This is a genomic window from Nocardioides maradonensis, from assembly GCF_054777115.1.
Genome location: NZ_BAAHAZ010000002.1, coordinates 260,087 through 277,297 on the forward strand (window position 1 = coordinate 260,087; position 17,211 = coordinate 277,297).

A 17,211-nucleotide genomic window follows, 5' to 3' on the forward strand; every position below is an offset into this window, starting at 1 on the left:
CCGTCCGGTGAACGGGATCACACCCCAGAAACTTTCCGTCCACAGGTGTGAGTCCGCGTTTCCGCAGGTCACCGGCTTATTACTGGCGAGGAACACAGGTCTGTCCACAGGTCCCTCCCCAGCGCGTGCACACCGCTGGTGCGTGTCGTCCACGGGCCGTCCTCGGTTATGCACAGCCCCTGTGGATAACGGGCTTTCGCGGTTTCTGTCGGACCCCGAGACTAGCCATGCAGGGAGTGCAGTCGGCTCGCCCGTCAGGGCGGAAGGGGGAGATCTGCGGTGAGCGCCGCCGAGGCCTGGGAGCCTGAGGAGTGGGGCGACGGTCCGGCGCCGTACGAGCCCGGCAACGCGCCGTCGGGCGGTCGGACGCCCCCGCAGGACCTCGCCGCCGAGCAGTCCGTCCTCGGCGCGATGATGATCTCCAAGGACGCGATCGCCGACGTCGTCGAGGTGGTCCGCGGGGTCGACTACTACCGTCCCGCGCACGAGTCCATCCACGACACGATCCTCGACATGTACGGCCGCAACGAGCCGGTCGACATGATCAGCGTCGGCGCCGAGCTGACCCGCCGCGGCGAGCTGCAGAAGATCGGAGGAGCGGCGTACCTGCACACGCTCACCGCCAACGTCCCGATCGCCGCCAACGCCGGCTACTACGCCGAGATCGTCAAGGAGAAGGCGATCCTGCGGCGACTGGTCGACGCCGGCACCCGCATCGTCCAGATCGGGTACGCCGAGGAGGGCGATGTCGACGCGATCGTGAACGAGGCGCAGGCCGAGATCTACTCGGTCACCGACCGGCGCAAGGCCGAGGACTACGCGCCGCTGAGCGACATCATGGACGGCGTCCTCGACGAGATCGAGGCGATCGAGAACCGGGAGGCGGGCATCTACGGTGTCCCGACCGGGTTCGCCGACTTCGACGACCTCACCAACGGCCTGCACGCCGGCCAGATGATCGTCGTCGCCGCCCGTCCCGCCATGGGCAAGTCGACCCTTGCTCTGGACTTCTGCCGGGCCGCGTCGATCGGCAACGGCCTGACCAGCGTCTTCTTCAGCCTGGAGATGACGCGCGCCGAGATCGTGATGCGTCTGCTGTCGGCCGAGGCGCGGGTGTCGCTCAACCACATCCGCACCGGCAAGATGCAGACCGAGGAGTGGGAGCGGATGGCGCGCCACGTGGCGCGGGTGTCGGCGTCCCCGATGTTCATCGACGACTCCCCGAACATGACGATGACCGAGATCCGCGCGAAGGCGCGCCGGCTCAAGCAGAAGCACGACCTCAAGCTGATCGTCATCGACTACCTGCAGCTGATGAGCTCGGGCAAGAAGGTCGAGTCCCGTCAGCTCGAGGTCTCGGAGTTCTCCCGGCAGATCAAGCTGCTCGCCAAGGAGCTCGAGGTCCCGATCATCGCGCTCTCGCAGCTCAACCGTGGTCCGGAGCAGCGTGCCGACAAGCGCCCGATGATGTCGGACCTGCGTGAGTCCGGCTCGATCGAGCAGGACGCTGACATGGTCATCCTGCTGCACCGCGAGGACGTCTACGAGAAGGAGTCGACCCGCCCCGGCGAGGCCGACCTGATCGTCGCCAAGCACCGCAACGGCGCGACCCGGGACATCACGGTCGCGTTCCAGGGTCACTACAGTCGATTTGTCGACATGGCGCACTGAGGTCCCGCTCCTGGTTGTTGACGGAGCGGGCTCGGGAGGGCCGTCAGGTCAGCCGCCCGCGTCCTGGTTGCGGCGCCCGCAGACGATCCGGTGCATCTGGATCTCGAGCTGGATGCCCCGGGGCACCGGCCAGCACAGCTCCTCGAGAGCGTCGGCGAAGTGCAGCAAGGCGTCGAACGTCGCCTCCTGAGCCGTGCGGAGAGCGTACCGGTCGATCCGGGCACCGTGGGCCTGTGCCTGCTCCAGCCCGCGAGCCAGCTCGACCCTGGCGAGGAGGCGGGTGAGGCTTCCGCGTCGTTCTCGCGCCGTCGGCGCGATGTTGGGGCGGGGGACGGCAGCGACCGCTGGAGCATGGTCGACCCACAGGTCCCGTTCGGCGACCTCGGGATGGTCGGTCACCTCGACGAGCAGCTCGAGCGCCGAGTGCGCGTTCCCGTGGGTTGCCGCCGCGAGGAGGGCATCCTCACCCTTGCCTCGGGTGAGCCGGTGAGGTACGACGAGGAGGTGGATCTCTCCTCGGCCACGGGTGATCAGCCGAAGCAGGTGGGGTTGGCCAGGAGGCGAGGACCGCACCTGCACCACGCCGTCGGGTCCCGTCACGACGGTCGGCAGCGACCCCCAGTCCGCTGCCGACACCCACGCCTCCTTCACCTCGCCGTATCGCGTCGGGAGCTGGTCGAGGAGTGCGGCGAGCTCCACCCCGAGTCCCCTGGTGCGGGGCCACCAGCCTCCGTCGAGCGTGTTGCGGCCGAGAAGCCGGGCCATGCGGAGCCGGACCGGCCCGCCGGTCGAGCCCGTCGGTAGGACAGTCACGATGCGTCCGGCGGGCGCATCGCCGTCACGGATCGTCGGACTCCGGCGCCGACCTGGTGCAGGTGTCGCAGCCCAGCCGCGTAGCAGGCGAAGGCGCCGCACTCGACGTACGGGACCCCACGTTCGGCGCAGAAGGCCCGGACGACGGGTTGGGCGAGCCGGAGGTTGGCTCGCGGCATGCTCGGGAAGAGGTGGTGCTCGATCTGGTAGTTCAGGCCGCCCAGGGCGACCGTCGTCAACCAGCTGCCGCGGACGTTGCGGGAGGTGAGGATCTGGCGCAGCAGGGGATCGCGCGACTGCTCCGCGTCGAGCACGGGCATGCCCTTGTGGCTGGGGGCGAAGGCGGTGCCGAGGTAGAGGCCCTGCATGCCCTTGTGGATCGCGACGAAGGCGATCGTCTGCGGCCACGTGAGCGTGGCGACGAGAAGACCCGCGTACCCGACGAAGTGCAGGGTCAGCGTCGCGGCTTCGGCGGTGCGGTGACGCAGCCCGGGTGCGAAGAGCTCCCGGATGCTGGAGACGTGCAGGTTGAGCGCTTCGCCCAGGAGGAGGGGGAAGAAGAGGGCCGCCTGGTGCCGCGTGGCCCAGGCTGCTGCTCCGGTACGACGGTCAGCCTGGCCGCGCGTCCAGACGAACACGCCGGCGGCGACATCGGGGTCGCGGTCGGGATCGTTCGGGTGGGCGTGGTGGGCGTTGTGCTTGCGGACCCACCAGCCGTAGCTGAGACCGCCCGCGAGGTTGCCGACCAGCAGCCCGAGCACCCTGCTCCGGAGCCTGTTGCGCGTCACCTGCAGGTGACCCACGTCGTGGCCCAGGAAGCCGATCTGGGTGGAGATGATCGCCAGGCAGGGTGCGACCAGCAGCAGCAACCACGAGTGCCGCCACGAGGCCATGGCCACGATGACGACGGCCAGAGCACCGAAGACGATCGCAGCATGCGCCGCGTAGGACCCCGGCCGCGGGCGCAGCAGCCCGCGTGACCTGATCTGGCCCGCCAGGTCGCCGTACTGGGCTTGCAGCGTCGTCACGCGCGGCCGCCCTCGTTCTCCCATCCGGTCACGGCGCCGTCGCGCTCGGCCGAACCCGAGGCCAGGGCGAGCAGGCGAGCCGCTGAAGCAGGAGGCGTGTCGGGCGCGATCACCGCGAGCCTGAGCCGCTTGCCGTCGGCCATGCCCAGGACCAGCTCGTGGGTGTCGTCGTCAGGAAAGCTCCCGGTCTTCACCCAGCGACCGGCGACGGGGACTGAACGCGGGTGGTCGTCCCAGTCGGGCGGGGAGTAGAGGACGCGACGGATCCGGCCCCCCTCCGGCGGCCAGAGCGCGAACAACTCGGCGAGCGAGTCGTGCAGGCGGCGGCTCTCCGGCCACCACGCGCCGACCGGCAGAGCGGGGTCTGGGGGAACCTGTCGAGCGAGTCGTTCGGGTCGAACCTGCGTGGCCATGGCGCCACCGCCTCAAGATTGCCGCACCTACCTAGTCGATAACGGCGATCCCGATGCAGGGACGGCCGACCCTCGCAGGTTGCGGTCTCGACCCCAGCATACGCGGCCCGACCAAATGTCGTCCCAGCGAGGATCCGGCCCATCGGGTTCACCGTACTTCCTCGAATGCGGTCCTCGGATGAGAGCCCGCCCGTCCACATTGACGGCCACTCGAGATGCGGCCCGTTTCGTTCGAATCCCCTGCGGAAAGGCCGTCAATCTCCGCTGCATCTCGACATCAGCCCACCGGCACCGACGACTCTTCGACCAGGCCGCCGTCGCCCGGGGGCCGGCTGCGATCCCCGGAGGTGCGGCGGGCGTCGGCGTCGGCCCACATCTCCAGCAGCGACACCGGCCAGACGAGCTCGTCGGTGGTGGCGAGCTCGTCGCGGGACCACCAGCGCCACGCGGTCAGCGTGAGCCGCTCGTCCTCGGTGTGGCCTGCGTCGGAGACCTCGAAGGCGGGCACCCAGCAGGCGTAGAAGACGTCCTCCTGGTCGATGACCACGTCGGTGTAGCCGTGGAGGACGCGGCGTACCAGGACCGGGCCGAGCAGCTCCTCCGGCGTGACCCGGAGCCCGGTCTCCTCGGCGAGCTCGCGGACCGCGGCCTCGAGGTCGGTCTCGCCCGGGTCGATGCCGCCGCCCGGGGTGATCCACCAGCCGGAGCCGGGCAGCCCGGGGTCGGAGTCGGCGAGGAGCAGCAGCCGGTCGCGGTCGTCGACGAGCAGCACCCGGGCGGTGCGGCGGGTACGTCGCGGTCGCTCGGCCGGCGGCACCGGCACGAACGTGTGGGGGGAGTCGCTCACGACACCATCGTCACAGAACGACCCCCCGCCACGCGTTCGGCAGGGCTCAGTCGGCGGCCGGGTGCCAGGGCAGCCGGTAGGCGCGGTAGCTGACGTACCCGGCCGGGTACGACGCGTCGAAGACCACGTCGCCGGAGGGGCTGAACTCGGAGAGGTGGTTGAGCGAGCCCCAGCCGGTGAGGATGTCGCCGTTGTCGAGCACCTGGGCGTTGCCCTGCGAGGACGCGAGCGAGGTGGTGGGCTCGTCGTACTCCTTCACCAGGGTGGCGGTGTGACGGCGGATGTCGAGCCGGACGGTGGTGACGCGGCTGCTCGGGTACTCGCTCGAGGCGTTCTGGCCGGTGTTCGCGGTGCCCGCCGACTCGTTGTCGAAGACGGTGAACACGCCGTTGCCGTGGTCCTCGGCGTCGTGCTGCCACGCGAAGATGTCGCCCGCGTCGTTGAGCCGGGTGCCGTCCGCGGCGCGCAGCGTGAACGAGCTGTTCTTGCCGCCGAGCTTCCAGTTGATCGCGCCGGTACGCCGGTCGACGTCGTACGCCGTCCAGGTGTTGCGGGCGTCGATGAGCAGGTTGCCGGTGCTGTCGACCTTGACCGCGTTCACGTGGAACCAGTCCCACGGGGTGCTCGCGCTGGCCGGCAGCGGCTGGTGGCTCTCCGCGTACGGCACGTGGTCGGCGCTGTTCCACTCGAAGAGGACCTTGCCGGTGCGGATGTCGATCTCCTGCACGACGCCGTTGATGACGGCCTGGTCGGCGGGGCCGCCGATCGACGTGAGGTCCGCGGTCGACCTCGTGTACGCCAGCACCAGCGCGGTGTTGCGGCGGGTGATGAGGAACTCGTGGCCGTCGGCGCTGAGCCCGTTGCCCGCGTGCACCTCGGCGATCTTCCGGTAGTGGTCGTCGTAGATGTAGTCGGTGCCGGTGGCCAGGCCGCCGAGGCCCTTGCCCTGCCAGAAGGTGAGGACCGGACGGCCGCGGTAGGTCTGGGTGCGGAAGTCGGCGATCGTCGTACCGGGGTCGGCGGGGTGGGACCAGACGACGCTGCTGCCGTCGGGACTCAGGATCTCGGCGGCGTTGGCGTAGCCCGACCCGCCGAAGGAGTACGGCGCCACGAAGATGTCGCCGCCCGCGTGCGCGCCGAGGCTGTCGGTCGTGACGGTCACCGGCGGGGCGGTGGGCGTGGCGGAGGCGGGGACGGCCACGGCGAGCGTCGCGACGGCGGCGGTGGCGAGGGTGGCCAGGCGGCCGATCCGCGGGGTGGTGAGCATGGGGGTCTCCTCGAGAACCATCAATGTCTAGTGACTTACTAGACTAGAAGGACGCTAGCAGAACCGCCGAAGCCGTCGTCGGGGGTGTTCAGCGCTGCTGCAGGCGGTACTCCACCTCGGGACGCCCGGCGCCGTAGCGGTGCCCGCGGGTCACCTCGCCGCGGTCCGCGAGGTGCTCGAGGTAGCGCCGGGCGGTGACGCGCGAGGTCCCGGTGCGGGCGGCGATCTCGGAGGCGGACAGGGCGGCGCCGGTGTCCCGGAGCGCGGCCAGCACGGCGGTCAGCGTCTCCGCGCTCATCCCCTTCGGCAGCGTGGTCGCCGGTCGGTGCAGCGCGTCGAACATCGCGTCGATCTCGCCCTGGACGACGGACTGCGCGGACTCGGCGAGCTGGGCGCGGTAGGCGGCGTACTGCTCGAGCTTGGCCTGGAAGCCCGCGAAGGTGAACGGCTTGAGCAGGTAGTTCGCGACCCCCTGGGTCGCCGCTCGGCGGACGACGTCCTTGTCGCGGGCGGAGGTCACCGCGATGACGTCGGCGAGGACGCCCTCGGCGCGGAGCCGCTGGAGGAGGGCGAGCCCGTGGCCGTCGGGCAGGTGCAGGTCGAGGAGCAGCAGGTCGACCGGCTCGCGGCGCAGCAGCCGGACCGCGTCCGCGGCACTGTGGGCGACGCCGACGAGGGTGAAACGGTCGAGCCGTCGGACGTACGCCGCGTGCGCCTCGGCCGCGATCGCCTCGTCCTCGACCACGAGCACCCGGATCGGCGGCAGCGCGCTCATCGGTCCGCCGCCAGGGTGACCCGGAAGCGCGCGCCACCCAGGTCGGAGCGGTCGATCGTCACCTCGCCACCGTGCCGGCGCGCGACGCCGGAGACGAGCGCCAGCCCGAGCCCGTGCCCGGCCTCGGCCTTCGTCGACCAGCCACGGGTCAGGGCGTGCTCGGCCTGCTCGGGGGTCAGCCCGGGGCCGCTGTCGTCGACCTCGATCACGGCGCCGTCGGCGTACGAGAAGCGGACGCGGACCTTCCGCTCGGGCGCAGCCGTGACGGCCTCGAAGGCGTTGTCGACCAGGTTGCCGACGACGGTGACGAGGTCGCGACCCGCGATGCCGCCGAGGTCGGGGAGCTCGCCCTCGACGGCGAGGTCGATCCCGCGCTCCGCCGCCTCCGCGGTCTTGCCGACGAGCAGCGCGGTGAGCGCGGGATCGCCGGCAGCGGCGACGAGGCGCTCGGTGAGGTCCTGGCTCAGCTGCAGCTCGGCGGTGGCGAACTCCAGCGCGTCGGTGGGCCGGCCGAGCTCGATCAGGGACACCACGGTGTGCAGCCGGTTGGCGGCCTCGTGGGTGAGCGCGTGCAGGGAGTCGGTGAGGCCCCGGACGAGCTCGAGCTCGCCGGTCGCGGCGCGCAGCTCGGTCTGGTCGCGCAGCGTCACGACGGCGCCGACCTCGTGACCCTCCCAGGTCGCCGGGGAGGAGCTGACCAGGACGAGCCGGTCGCCGGCGGCGTACAGGTGGTCGCTGCTGGCGGTGGCGCCGAGGGCGGTGCCGACCAGGCCGGGAGCCAGGCCGAGGTCGTCGAAGCGACGCCCGACGACGTCCTCGGGGAGGTCCAGCAGCCGGCGCGCCTCGTCGTTGGTGAGCTGCACGCGGCCCGCGTCGTCGAGCAGCACGAGACCCTCGCGCATGGCGCCGAGGACGGCCGCGTAGAACTCGTACATCCGGCCGAGCTCGTCGGCGCTGAGCCCGTGGGTCTGGCGGCGTACCCGGCGCGACACCAGCCAGGTGCCCGCGAGGCCGAGCAGCAGCACCCCGGCCGAGGCGGCCACGATCACCAGCAGGGTGCGGGTCATCCGCCGGTCGATCGCCGACACCGTGATCCCCACCGCCACCATCGCGACGACCTTGCCGTGCGCGTCCCGGATGGGAGCGACTGCACGGACCGACGGGCCGAGCGTGCCGGCGTACTCCTCGGTGAAGACGTGGCCCTGCGGCGCGTCGCCGACGTCGCCGATGAACCGCTTGCCGATCTCGGCCGGGTTCGGGTGGCTGTAGCGGATCCGGCTCATCGACATCACGGTCACGAAGTCGACACCGGTCGCGTGCCGTACGGACTCGGCCAGCGGCTGCACCACCCGGCTCGGCGTGCGCGTCTGCACCGCGGCGAGGAGGTCCGGCGACGCCGCGAACGTGGTCGCCACACCGGTCACCTCGTGGGTCGCGTCCGCGCGGGCGTCGTGGCGGGCGTCGTACGCCGCCAGGGCGATCGCCGCTGCTCCGAGCAGCAGCACGACGACGACCTGCAGCACCAGCATCTGCCGCGCGAGGGACGGTTCGCCGGCGCGGTGCAGGCGACCGGACGAGGAGGCGCGGGCCATGACCGGATTGTTCCACCGGCCGCGGGGGCGGGCCGCGAACACAACGACCACAAGGGTGACCACGGTCACATCTGCGCGGAAGGTGGTGCGCCGAGGGGACGGCACCGGGCCGGCCCGCAGCAAGGAGGAACGTCGTGAGCACCGCCGCTCCCAGGAACCGGACCAAGTACCTCTACCCGGCCGTGCTGGCCGCCGTCGCGCTCGGCATCGTCGTCGGCCTGGCAGCGCCCAGCTTCGCCGTGCAGCTCGCGCCGCTCGGCAAGGGCTTCGTGGCGCTGATCAAGATGATGATCCAGCCGGTCATCTTCTGCACGATCGTCCTCGGCGTCGGCTCGGTCTCGAGCGCGGCGAAGGTCGGCAAGGTGGGCGGGCTGGCCCTCGCCTACTTCACGGCCATGTCCACCGTCGCGCTCGGCATCGGCCTGGTGGTCGGCAACCTCCTCCACCCGGGTGACGGGCTGCGGGTGACGGGCGCCATCGCCGGAGCCGGGCAGGCCCAGGTCGCGACCGACGCGGGCGGCACCACCGACTTCCTGCTCGGCATCATCCCCACCTCGATGCTGTCCGCGCTCACCTCCGGTGAGGTGCTGCAGACGCTGCTCATCGCGCTGCTCGTCGGCTTCGCCGTCCAGGGCCTCGGCTCGGCGGGCGCTCCTGTCGTGACCGCGGTCGGTCACGCCCAGAGGCTCGTCTTCCGGATCCTGGCGATGATCATGTGGGCCGCGCCGATCGGCGCCTTCGGCGCCATGGCCTCCGTCGTCGGCAGCACCGGCGTCGACGCGCTGACGAGCCTCGCCGTGCTGATGGTCGGCTTCTACGTGACCTGCGCGCTGTTCGTGTTCGGCGTCCTGGGCACGCTGCTGTGGGTCACCACCCGGATCAACGTCCTGCGGCTGCTCGGCTACCTCGGCAAGGAGTTCCTGCTGATCCTGTCGACGTCGTCCTCGGAGTCGGCGCTCCCGCGGCTGATGGCCAAGATGGAGCACGCCGGCGTCGACCGCGCGACCGTCGGCGTGGTCGTGCCCACGGGCTACTCCTTCAACCTGGACGGCACCGCGATTTACCTGACCATGGCCTCGCTGTTCATCGCCGAGGCGATGGGCGAGCCGCTCTCGCTCGGCGCCCAGGTGTCGCTGCTGGTCTTCATGATGATCGCCTCCAAGGGCGCGGCCGGCGTGACGGGCGCGGGCATGGCCACGCTCGCCGGCGGTCTGAGCTCGCACCGGCCCGAGCTCGTCGACGGTGTCGGCCTGATCGTCGGCATCGACCGCTTCATGTCGGAGGCGCGTGCGCTGACGAACTTCGCCGGCAACGCGATCGCCACGGTCCTCGTCGGGCAGTGGACCGGAAGCCTGGACCGGGCTCGGCTCGACAGCGTCCTCGCGGGGCTGGAGCCGTACGACGAGGGCGCGGCCGCGCTGCCCGAGCCGGCCGCGGCACCCCGACCGGTCGCGCCGGTACCCGCCTGAGCGCCGGGGTGCCGGGCTCGTCGTCGGCCGACGAGCCCTGAGCCGAGGCGTAGCGTCGGGCCCGTGCCGACCGATGACGACCTGCTGAACGCCTACGTCGCCATCCGGTGGGGCGAGGCCGAGCGGCTGCGGGCGCTGCTCACCGAGCACCCGGACCTCGTAACGTGGTGGCTCGGCCCGAAGGAGGGCAGGAGCCCGTTGCACGTGGTGACGGACTGGCCGGGGTACTTCCCGAACGGACCCGAGGTCGCGCGGATCCTCGTCGCGGCAGGCGCGGAGCTCGACGTACGAGGGCCGGACGGGACGGGCGAGACACCGCTGCACTGGGCGGCCAGCAGCGACGACGCGGACGTCGCCCGGGTCCTCGTCGAGGCCGGAGCGGACCTCGAGGCTCCCGACGGCTCCATCGGCACGCCGCTGGACAACGCGATCGGCTACGGCTGCTGGAACGTGGCGCGGCTGCTCGTCGCGAGCGGCGCCCGTGTCGACAAGCCCTGGCACGCGGCGGCGCTCGGGATGACCGACCGGCTCGCCGAGCTCCTGGACGCCCTGCCCGCGCCGGCGCAGGAGGACCTCGACCAGGCGCTCTGGCACGCCTGCGGCGGAGGGCAGCGGCGCACGGCCGAGCTGTTGGTCGAGCGGGGCGCTGACACGTCGTACACCCCGGACTACGGGAGCGGAACCCTGGCCGACCGCGGGGTAGCCCGCCGTCAGCCGGCGCAGGCCACGCAGGTCCGCGCGGTGGGCCGGGCCTGCAGCCGTCCGGACGGGATCCTCTCGCCGCACACCTCGCAGCGTCCGTAGCTGCCGTCGGCCAGGCGCCGGCGCGCCGCGGCGATCTCCTCGAGCTGGTGGCGGGCGGCCGTGAGGAGGCCGGCGGATCGCTCGCGCTCGAAGGCGATCGTGGCGCCCTCCGGGTCGTGCTCGTCGTCGGCGTTGGTGTCGCGCGACGCGTCGTGGAACTGGCGTACCTCGGAAGCGAGCTCCTGCACCCGCCGCTGCCACCGCTGCTCCTCGTGGGAGAGGGCGGCCTGCACCGCGCCGGCGTCCATCCCCCGACCCTAGCGTCGGGGAAGGACGCCGCGTGGGGCCGAGGGATCACCGCGTCCAGAACGGGTGCTGCGCGTCCTCCCGCACCGCGATGTTGATCCGGTTGAACAGGTTGTGGGTGGCGATCGTGATGATGAGCGCGGCGACCTGGGTCTCGTCGTAGTGCTTGGTCACCTCGCGCCACAGCTCGTCGGGGACGGCGTCGGTGGCGCCGGCGAGCCGGGTGAGCGCGTCGGCGAGCTCGAGCGCGGCCTTCTGGGCCTCGTCGAAGAACGGGGACTCGCGGAACGCGGCCAGGCCGACCATCTGCGAGGTGGTCAGGCCGGCGGTCGGTCCGGTCATGACGTGGCCCTGGATGCAGGCGGCGCAGCCGTTGAGCTGGCTGACGCGCAGCGCGACCAGCTCGATGGTGGTGGCGGGCAGGCCGCCCGACGCGGAGGCGGCGAGCAGGTTGCCGATGCCCTTGTAGGCCTGCGGCAGGATCGTGGCGGGGTTGGGCATGCGGGGTTCGATGGTGGTCATGTCATCACTGACACGCGCTGTCGGTGGGATGTGACAGGTTGGCCGAGCATTCTTCTCGGGAGGGACCGGATGGCGTACGACGACGGGCTGGCCGAGCGCTTCGAGGAGCACCGCCGCCACCTGTTCGGGGTGGCCTACCGGATGCTCAGCTCGACCAGCGAGGCCGAGGACGCCGTCGGGGAGACCTGGCTGCGACTGAGCCGAGCGAGGACGCGGGGCCTCCGCCGCCGAGCGCGACCCCGTCCGCCAGCGCGAGGTCGTCGACGCCTTCTTCGCCGCCGCCCACGAGGGCGACTTCGAGCGGCTCGTGGGGGTCCTCGATCCGGAGGTCGTGCTGCGGTCGGACGCAGGCGCGGGCATCACGGCGTACCTCGGCGCGGAGCGGGTCGCCGGCAACGCGATCATGTACGCCCACCCCGATCGCGCGGTGCATCCGGCGCTCGTCAACGGCAGCGCGGGTGTGGTCATCACCCTCGGCGGGGCGCTGTTCAGCGTCATGGTCTTCACGGTGGTGGGCGGCCGGATCGTGGAGATCGAGGCCTACACCGAACCTGTCCTGTTCGAGCGGCTCGGCAAGGAGCTCGATCTCGGGGCTTGACCTTGACGCAGCGTCAACCCCCGACGCTTGCGGACATGACCACTCCAGCCCTCCGGATCACCGGACTCCGCAAGGCGTACGGCGCCACCACCGTCCTCGACGGTCTCGACCTCACCGTCCCCGCCGGCACCGTCTACGCCCTGCTCGGGCCGAACGGCGCCGGCAAGACCACCACCGTCACCATCTGCTCCACGCTGCTCGCCGCCGACGAGGGTGAGGTGCAGGTCGCGGGCGCCGACGTACGTCGCCAGGCCGACCAGGTACGCCGCAGGATCGGCGTCACCGGGCAGTTCTCGGCCATCGACGAGCTGCTCACCGGCCGGGAGAACCTCCGGCTGATGGCCGACCTCGCGCACCTCTCCCGTCCCGACTCCGGCGCGCGGGCCGAGGAGCTGCTCGTCCGGTTCGGCCTCGTGGACGCGGCAGACCGGCGCGCGGCGACGTACTCCGGCGGGATGAAGCGGCGCCTCGACCTGGCCATGACGCTGGTGAGCCGGCCGCGGCTGATCTTCCTCGACGAGCCGACCACCGGACTGGACCCGCGCAGCCGGCGCGACCTGTGGGAGATCGTCCGTGAGCTGCTGGCCGACGGCGTGACGATCTTCCTCACCACCCAGTACCTCGAGGAGGCCGACCAGCTCGCGCACACCGTGGGGGTCCTGCACGGCGGCCGGCTCGTCGCGGAGGGCACGCCGGCCGAGCTCAAGGCGCAGGCCGGCCGCGACACCCTCGACGACGTCTTCCTCGCCCTGACCGAGCTCGACCCGACCGCCGAGAAGGAGGCCGTGTGATGTCCACCGTCGCCTACGCCGTGCGCGACGCGCGCACCATGCTCCACCGCAACCTGCTGCACATGCTGCGCTACCCGTCCCTGACGATCATGCTGATCGCCCAGCCGGTGCTCTTCCTGCTGCTCTTCGTCTACGTCTTCGGCGGCACCATGGGCGCCGGGCTGCCCGGTGGGGGTGGACGCGGCGCCTACCTGGCCTACGTGTCGCCCGCCATCCTCGTCATCACGGTGTCGTCGGTGGCGCTGAGCATCGCGATCTACGCGGCCAAGGACTCCACCGAGGGCATCATCGACCGGTTCAAGACGCTGCCGATCGCGCGGTCGTCGGTCCTCACCGGGCTGGTCCTGGCCGCGCTCGTGCAGACCGCGATCGCCGTCGGTGCGGTGCTCGCGCTCGCCCTCGCGCTGGGCTTCCGGCCGCACTCCGGCGTGGACGGCTGGGTCGGCGCGATCGGCGTCCTGACGCTCCTGGCGATCGCCCTGACCTGGCTCTGCGTCGCCCTCGGCCTGGCCGCGGGCAGCGTCGAGACGGCCAGCAACACCCCGATGTTCCTCATGCTGCTGCCGTTCCTGTCGAGCGCGTTCGTGCCGACCGGCTCGATGGCGCCCGGTCTGGCCTGGGTGGCGCAGCACCAGCCGTTCACGCCGGTCATCGAGACGCTGCGGGCCTACCTGGCCGGCGGGGACCCGGGCAGCGACCTCGCCTGGACGATCGGGTGGTGCCTGTTCATCACGGCGGTGAGCGCCGCGTGGGCGCTGCGCCTCTTCATCCGCCCTGCGGCACGCTGATCCCATGGCCGTGTCTCCCTGTCCCGTGGCGGCGCCAGCGCCGCCCGGGCGGCACGCTCGCTGCGTTGCCGCCGCTCGGAAGACGACCCGGTATGCCATCGCGACGCCGCCTTGCGATCGCACCACCCGAACGACGCTGGCACCCGCCGAGGACAGGGAGACACGGCCATGCTGACGATCGGAGAGCTCGCGTCGTACGCCGGCGTCACGATCCGCGCCGTCCGGCACTACCACGCCAAGGGCCTGCTGCCCGAGCCCGAGCGCGACCACTCCGGCTACCGGCGGTACGACGCCCGGGCAGTCGCCGAGCTGATCAAGATCCGCACGCTGGCCGAGGCCGGCGTACCGCTCGCGCGGGTGGCGGAGCTGCTCGACGCCGATGACGCGGAGTTCGCCGTCGCGGTGGCGGAGATCGACCGGCGGCTGCGCGCGGAGATCCGGGAGCGGCGGCGGCACCGGGAGCGGATCGCCCAGCTGGCGGCCGGCGACAACCTGGCGCTGCCGGCCGAGGCGGCGGCGTACCTGGCGCGGCTGCGGGCGATGGGCATCGACGAGCGGTTGATCGCCGGCGAGCGGGATGCCTGGATCATGGTCGCGGCCCAGACCCCCGAGCACATGGGGCTGTTCATGGAGCTGAAGAACACCCAGCTCGACGACCCGGCGACGGCCGCGCTCTACACCGAGCTGGCCGACGCGATCACCTGGGCGCCCGACGACCCGCGGATCGTGGGGCTGGTCGACGCCCTCGTGGCCTCCATCGAGGCCGCGGACCCCGCGGACGAGGAGGCCTGGCAGGGTGCGGCGATCCCCGACGAGCTGGTGGCGCTGCTCGACTCGCTCTTCCTCGACCTGGTGCCGATGGCCCCGCGGCTGCTGGCACTGCTGGAGGAGCGGGGCTGGACGGGGTGGACCCGGCTGGAGCGAATCGGGCCTCGCTAGGCCCCGGTCACATCCGGCGCGCCCGCTGATGCCCGCGGACGTCATACGGAGGGAGCGCTCCAGTGCTCCCTCCGTATGACGTCCCGGCGTGCTCAGCCGCGGGTCGACGCCCGGACCACCAGGTCGAACCCGCGCACCCGCTCCTCGCCGCGACCGGCCCGTTCCTCGAGCAGGTCGACCAGGAGGTCGGCGCACGCGCGGCCGAACTCCAGCGGGTGCAGGTCGACGGCGGTGATCCGCGGGCTGGCGAGCTCCATGGCGGGGCTGTCGACGCACGAGGCGACGAGCAGGTCGGTGCCGATGGTGCGGCCGAGCTCGGCGGCGGCGCCCGCGACCCCGAGGGCAGCGGCGTCGGGCGCCGAGACGATCGCGTCGACCTCGGGGGTGTTGCGCAGGATCTCCCGCACCAGCGCGGTGATCTCGTCCGGACCCGCGGCGAAGGCGACCGTCGCGATCGTCGGCTCGATGCCGGCAGCGGTGCACCAACGGGTGTGGCCGCGGCGCAGCGAGGCGGCCCAGTCCGAGCCGTCGGCGGGCGCGAGCAGGACGGGCCTACGGGCGCCCCGCGCGGCGAGGTGGTCGAGCACCGTGGTGATGACCTGCTCGTGGTCGACGCGTACGACGCCGGCCGGGTCCAGGTCGAGCCGGCGGCTGCGCTCGCCGGTGACGATGGGCAGACGAGCGCGGGCGAGCTGCTCGATGGTCACGTCGCCGGCGACCGGGTCGATCATCACGATGCCGTCGACGCGCGGGTTGCCCTGCGAGCGGTCCGCGGTGGCGGGTGCGAGGAGCGTCAGGTCGTAGCCGGCCTCGTGGACGCGGCGCAGGCATCCGGAGGTCACCTGCGTGTAGTAATTCATGCTCGTCGTGAGCTCGGGCAGGTACAGCCCGATGGCCCCGACCCGGGCGCGGCGCAGGTGCTGGGCGGTGCTGCTGGGCACGAAGCCCAGCTCCTCCGCGGCGGCGCGGACCCGGTCCTTGGTGCGCTCGGAGACCCGGCCGCGGCCCGAGAGCGCGTCGGACGCGGTGGTCGTCGAGACCCCTGCCTGACGGGCGACGTCGTGGAGGGTCGGGCGGGTCACCCGGTCGAGGTTAGAGGGTGGCCACGTCTCGGGATCCGAGACCCCCGGTTTTCATCCGGGCGCGAACGTTCGTAGCCTCGACGTAGTGCCGGAACGTTCCGGCACAGCCGACGGAGGACACCGCATGACCGAGCACGCCACCGACACCGGGATCGAGCAGCACGCGATCGACTGGATCCCGAACGAGGAGCGCCACGGCAAGGTGTCCTCGCTCGGCGCCATCTGGTGGGTCGCCAACATCAACCTCACCGGGATGTCCACCGGCGTCGCCACCCTCGCGGTCGGCGCCGGGCTGTTCTGGACCGTGGTCGCGACGTTCGTCGGATCGCTGTTCGGCACCTTCTTCATGGCGTTCCACTCCTCGCAGGGTCCGCAGCTCGGCCTGCCGCAGCTCGTCCAGTCCCGGCCGCAGTTCGGCTACCTGGGCGCGGCGCTCACGGTCTGGGTCTTCGCCCTGGTCAACTACGTCGCCTACAACACCTCCGACGCGCTGCTCTCCGGCGCGGCCGCCCAGCACCTCTTCCACGTCCCGAGCAGCACGCTCGGCTACGCGCTCGCCGCCCTCGTCGCCGCCGTGATCGCCCTCTACGGCTACCGCTGGATCCACCACGTCGAGCACTGGCTGGCCATCCCGATGGTGGTCGCGCTCGTCATCCTGACCATCGCCGTGGTCGCCAACGTCGCGAACACGGCCGCGCTCTGGAAGCCCGGTCCGTTCCACTTCGCCGCGGTCATGACCGTCTTCGTCATCGTGGCCGGCTTCCAGCTCGGCTGGGCGCCGTACGTCTCCGACTACTCGCGCTACCTGCCCGCCACCACCGGCACCCGCTCGACGTTCTGGTGGACCTACCTGCCGAGCGCGGTCTCCGCGATCTGGGTGTTCGCGCTCGGCTCGGCCGTCGCCGCGCTCGCGCCCGACGAGCCGGACCCGGTCAAGGCGTTCACCGCGATCGGCGACTCGCTGGCGCCCGGCCTCGGCTGGCTCGTCTCGTTCCTGCTGTTCGTCGGCCTGCTCGCGATCATGGCCATCAACCAGTACGGCGGATCGCTGAGCATGATCTCGATCATCGACTCGTTCCGCCCGGCCCGCAGCGGCCGCCGGCTGCGCGCAGCGACGATCGTGGCGATGGCGCTCATCGTCTTCGTCGTGGCGCAGACCGTCGGCGTCGACCGGTTCAACTCCTTCTACGGCAACGCGCTGATCTTCCTGGCCTACCTGTTCACGCCGTGGACCGCGATCAACCTGGTCGACTACTTCTTCGTCCGCCGGGGCGCCTACGTGATCCGCGAGATCTTCAACCCGCGCGGCATGTACGGCCGCTGGGGCTGGAACGGCATCGCCGCCTACCTGCTCTCGACCGCGATCATGGTGCCGTTCTTCGTGACCACCCCGTTCACCGGGTTCATCGCGCACCGGCTGGGCGACGTCGACTACTCGATGTTCGTCGGCCTGCCCGTCGCCGGTCTGCTCTACTGGCTGTTCTCGCGGCGGATCGACCTCGAGGGCGAGCGCCTGCTCGTGGTCGAGGAGGGCGTCCTGCCGCTGCACCACGGTGCGCACTGACC

General features: G+C 71.8%; 18 protein-coding genes. 8 read left to right on the forward strand and 10 right to left on the reverse strand.

Going from position 1 to position 17,211, the window contains the following annotated elements:
• Positions 1-279 precede the first annotated feature (279 nt).
• Positions 280-1,671 carry a replicative DNA helicase gene (gene dnaB, locus ACYVAQ_RS02920; protein WP_460786951.1) on the forward strand — a complete coding sequence of 464 codons (1,392 nt, stop codon included), beginning with the start codon at positions 280-282 and terminating at the stop codon, positions 1,669-1,671.
• A 48-nt stretch (positions 1,672-1,719) separates the two neighbouring features.
• On the opposite strand, the gene ACYVAQ_RS02925 is transcribed toward dnaB, so the two are convergent.
• From ACYVAQ_RS02925 to ACYVAQ_RS02955, 7 genes are all read right to left on the reverse strand, one after another.
• The gene (locus ACYVAQ_RS02925) at positions 1,720-2,484 is read right to left on the reverse strand and encodes a DUF5994 family protein (RefSeq protein WP_460786952.1); all 765 of its coding nucleotides are present in this window, start codon (positions 2,482-2,484) and stop codon (positions 1,720-1,722) included.
• The gene (locus ACYVAQ_RS02930; RefSeq protein WP_460786953.1) at positions 2,481-3,512 is read right to left on the reverse strand and encodes a fatty acid desaturase family protein; all 1,032 of its coding nucleotides are present in this window, start codon (positions 3,510-3,512) and stop codon (positions 2,481-2,483) included. Before ACYVAQ_RS02930 ends, ACYVAQ_RS02925 begins: the two co-directional genes overlap by 4 nt.
• Positions 3,509-3,925, reverse strand: coding sequence for a DUF5994 family protein (locus ACYVAQ_RS02935; protein ID WP_460786954.1), 417 nt, complete (start codon positions 3,923-3,925; stop codon positions 3,509-3,511). The genes ACYVAQ_RS02930 and ACYVAQ_RS02935 overlap by 4 nt, the downstream gene beginning before the upstream one ends.
• A gap of 277 nt (positions 3,926-4,202) precedes the next feature.
• Positions 4,203-4,772, reverse strand: a complete 570-nt coding sequence (locus ACYVAQ_RS02940) for an NUDIX hydrolase (protein WP_460786955.1) — start codon at positions 4,770-4,772, stop codon at positions 4,203-4,205.
• Positions 4,773-4,818: 46 nt separating this feature from the next.
• Positions 4,819-6,039 (reverse strand): arylsulfotransferase family protein, encoded by a 1,221-nt coding sequence (locus ACYVAQ_RS02945; protein WP_460786956.1) that lies wholly within the window; start codon positions 6,037-6,039, stop codon positions 4,819-4,821.
• An 88-nt stretch (positions 6,040-6,127) separates the two neighbouring features.
• Entirely contained in the window at positions 6,128-6,814 is a 687-nt protein-coding gene (locus ACYVAQ_RS02950) for a response regulator (RefSeq protein WP_460786957.1), read from the reverse strand.
• Positions 6,811-8,406 carry a sensor histidine kinase gene (locus tag ACYVAQ_RS02955; protein ID WP_460786958.1) on the reverse strand — a complete coding sequence of 532 codons (1,596 nt, stop codon included), beginning with the start codon at positions 8,404-8,406 and terminating at the stop codon, positions 6,811-6,813. Before ACYVAQ_RS02955 ends, ACYVAQ_RS02950 begins: the two co-directional genes overlap by 4 nt.
• Positions 8,407-8,540: 134 nt before the next feature.
• Between ACYVAQ_RS02955 and ACYVAQ_RS02960 the strand changes: the two genes are divergently transcribed.
• On the forward strand, positions 8,541-9,875 hold the full coding sequence (locus ACYVAQ_RS02960; RefSeq protein WP_460786959.1) for a cation:dicarboxylate symporter family transporter: 1,335 nt from the start codon (positions 8,541-8,543) through the stop codon (positions 9,873-9,875).
• 63 nt (positions 9,876-9,938) lie between these two features.
• Positions 9,939-10,679, forward strand: coding sequence for an ankyrin repeat domain-containing protein (locus ACYVAQ_RS02965; protein ID WP_460786960.1), 741 nt, complete (start codon positions 9,939-9,941; stop codon positions 10,677-10,679).
• On the opposite strand, the gene ACYVAQ_RS02970 is transcribed toward ACYVAQ_RS02965, so the two are convergent.
• Both ACYVAQ_RS02970 and ACYVAQ_RS02975 read right to left on the reverse strand, forming a co-directional pair.
• Positions 10,586-10,927 (reverse strand): TraR/DksA family transcriptional regulator, encoded by a 342-nt coding sequence (locus tag ACYVAQ_RS02970; RefSeq protein WP_460786961.1) that lies wholly within the window; start codon positions 10,925-10,927, stop codon positions 10,586-10,588. The two genes, ACYVAQ_RS02965 and ACYVAQ_RS02970, sit on opposite strands and share 94 nt — an antisense overlap.
• 46 nt (positions 10,928-10,973) lie before the next feature.
• Positions 10,974-11,447 carry a carboxymuconolactone decarboxylase family protein gene (locus ACYVAQ_RS02975; RefSeq protein WP_460786962.1) on the reverse strand — a complete coding sequence of 158 codons (474 nt, stop codon included), beginning with the start codon at positions 11,445-11,447 and terminating at the stop codon, positions 10,974-10,976.
• Positions 11,448-11,754: 307 nt separating this feature from the next.
• Between ACYVAQ_RS02975 and ACYVAQ_RS02980 the strand changes: the two genes are divergently transcribed.
• The 4 genes from ACYVAQ_RS02980 to ACYVAQ_RS02995 all read left to right on the forward strand — a co-directional run bounded on the left by ACYVAQ_RS02980 (position 11,755) and on the right by ACYVAQ_RS02995 (position 14,563).
• Positions 11,755-12,045 (forward strand): hypothetical protein, encoded by a 291-nt coding sequence (locus tag ACYVAQ_RS02980; protein ID WP_460787073.1) that lies wholly within the window; start codon positions 11,755-11,757, stop codon positions 12,043-12,045.
• 35 nt (positions 12,046-12,080) lie between these two features.
• Positions 12,081-12,836 carry an ABC transporter ATP-binding protein gene (locus tag ACYVAQ_RS02985; protein ID WP_460787070.1) on the forward strand — a complete coding sequence of 252 codons (756 nt, stop codon included), beginning with the start codon at positions 12,081-12,083 and terminating at the stop codon, positions 12,834-12,836.
• Positions 12,836-13,624, forward strand: coding sequence for an ABC transporter permease (locus ACYVAQ_RS02990; RefSeq protein WP_460786963.1), 789 nt, complete (start codon positions 12,836-12,838; stop codon positions 13,622-13,624). Before ACYVAQ_RS02985 ends, ACYVAQ_RS02990 begins: the two co-directional genes overlap by 1 nt.
• 168 nt (positions 13,625-13,792) lie before the next feature.
• Positions 13,793-14,563, forward strand: a complete 771-nt coding sequence (locus tag ACYVAQ_RS02995) for a MerR family transcriptional regulator (protein ID WP_460786964.1) — start codon at positions 13,793-13,795, stop codon at positions 14,561-14,563.
• Positions 14,564-14,655: 92 nt separating this feature from the next.
• Here ACYVAQ_RS02995 and ACYVAQ_RS03000 read toward each other — a convergent pair whose 3' ends face one another.
• Positions 14,656-15,645 (reverse strand): LacI family DNA-binding transcriptional regulator, encoded by a 990-nt coding sequence (locus tag ACYVAQ_RS03000; RefSeq protein WP_460786965.1) that lies wholly within the window; start codon positions 15,643-15,645, stop codon positions 14,656-14,658.
• A 124-nt stretch (positions 15,646-15,769) separates the two neighbouring features.
• Between ACYVAQ_RS03000 and ACYVAQ_RS03005 the strand changes: the two genes are divergently transcribed.
• Positions 15,770-17,209 carry a purine-cytosine permease family protein gene (locus ACYVAQ_RS03005; RefSeq protein WP_460786966.1) on the forward strand — a complete coding sequence of 480 codons (1,440 nt, stop codon included), beginning with the start codon at positions 15,770-15,772 and terminating at the stop codon, positions 17,207-17,209.
• The last annotated feature ends 2 nt before the right edge of the window (positions 17,210-17,211 follow it).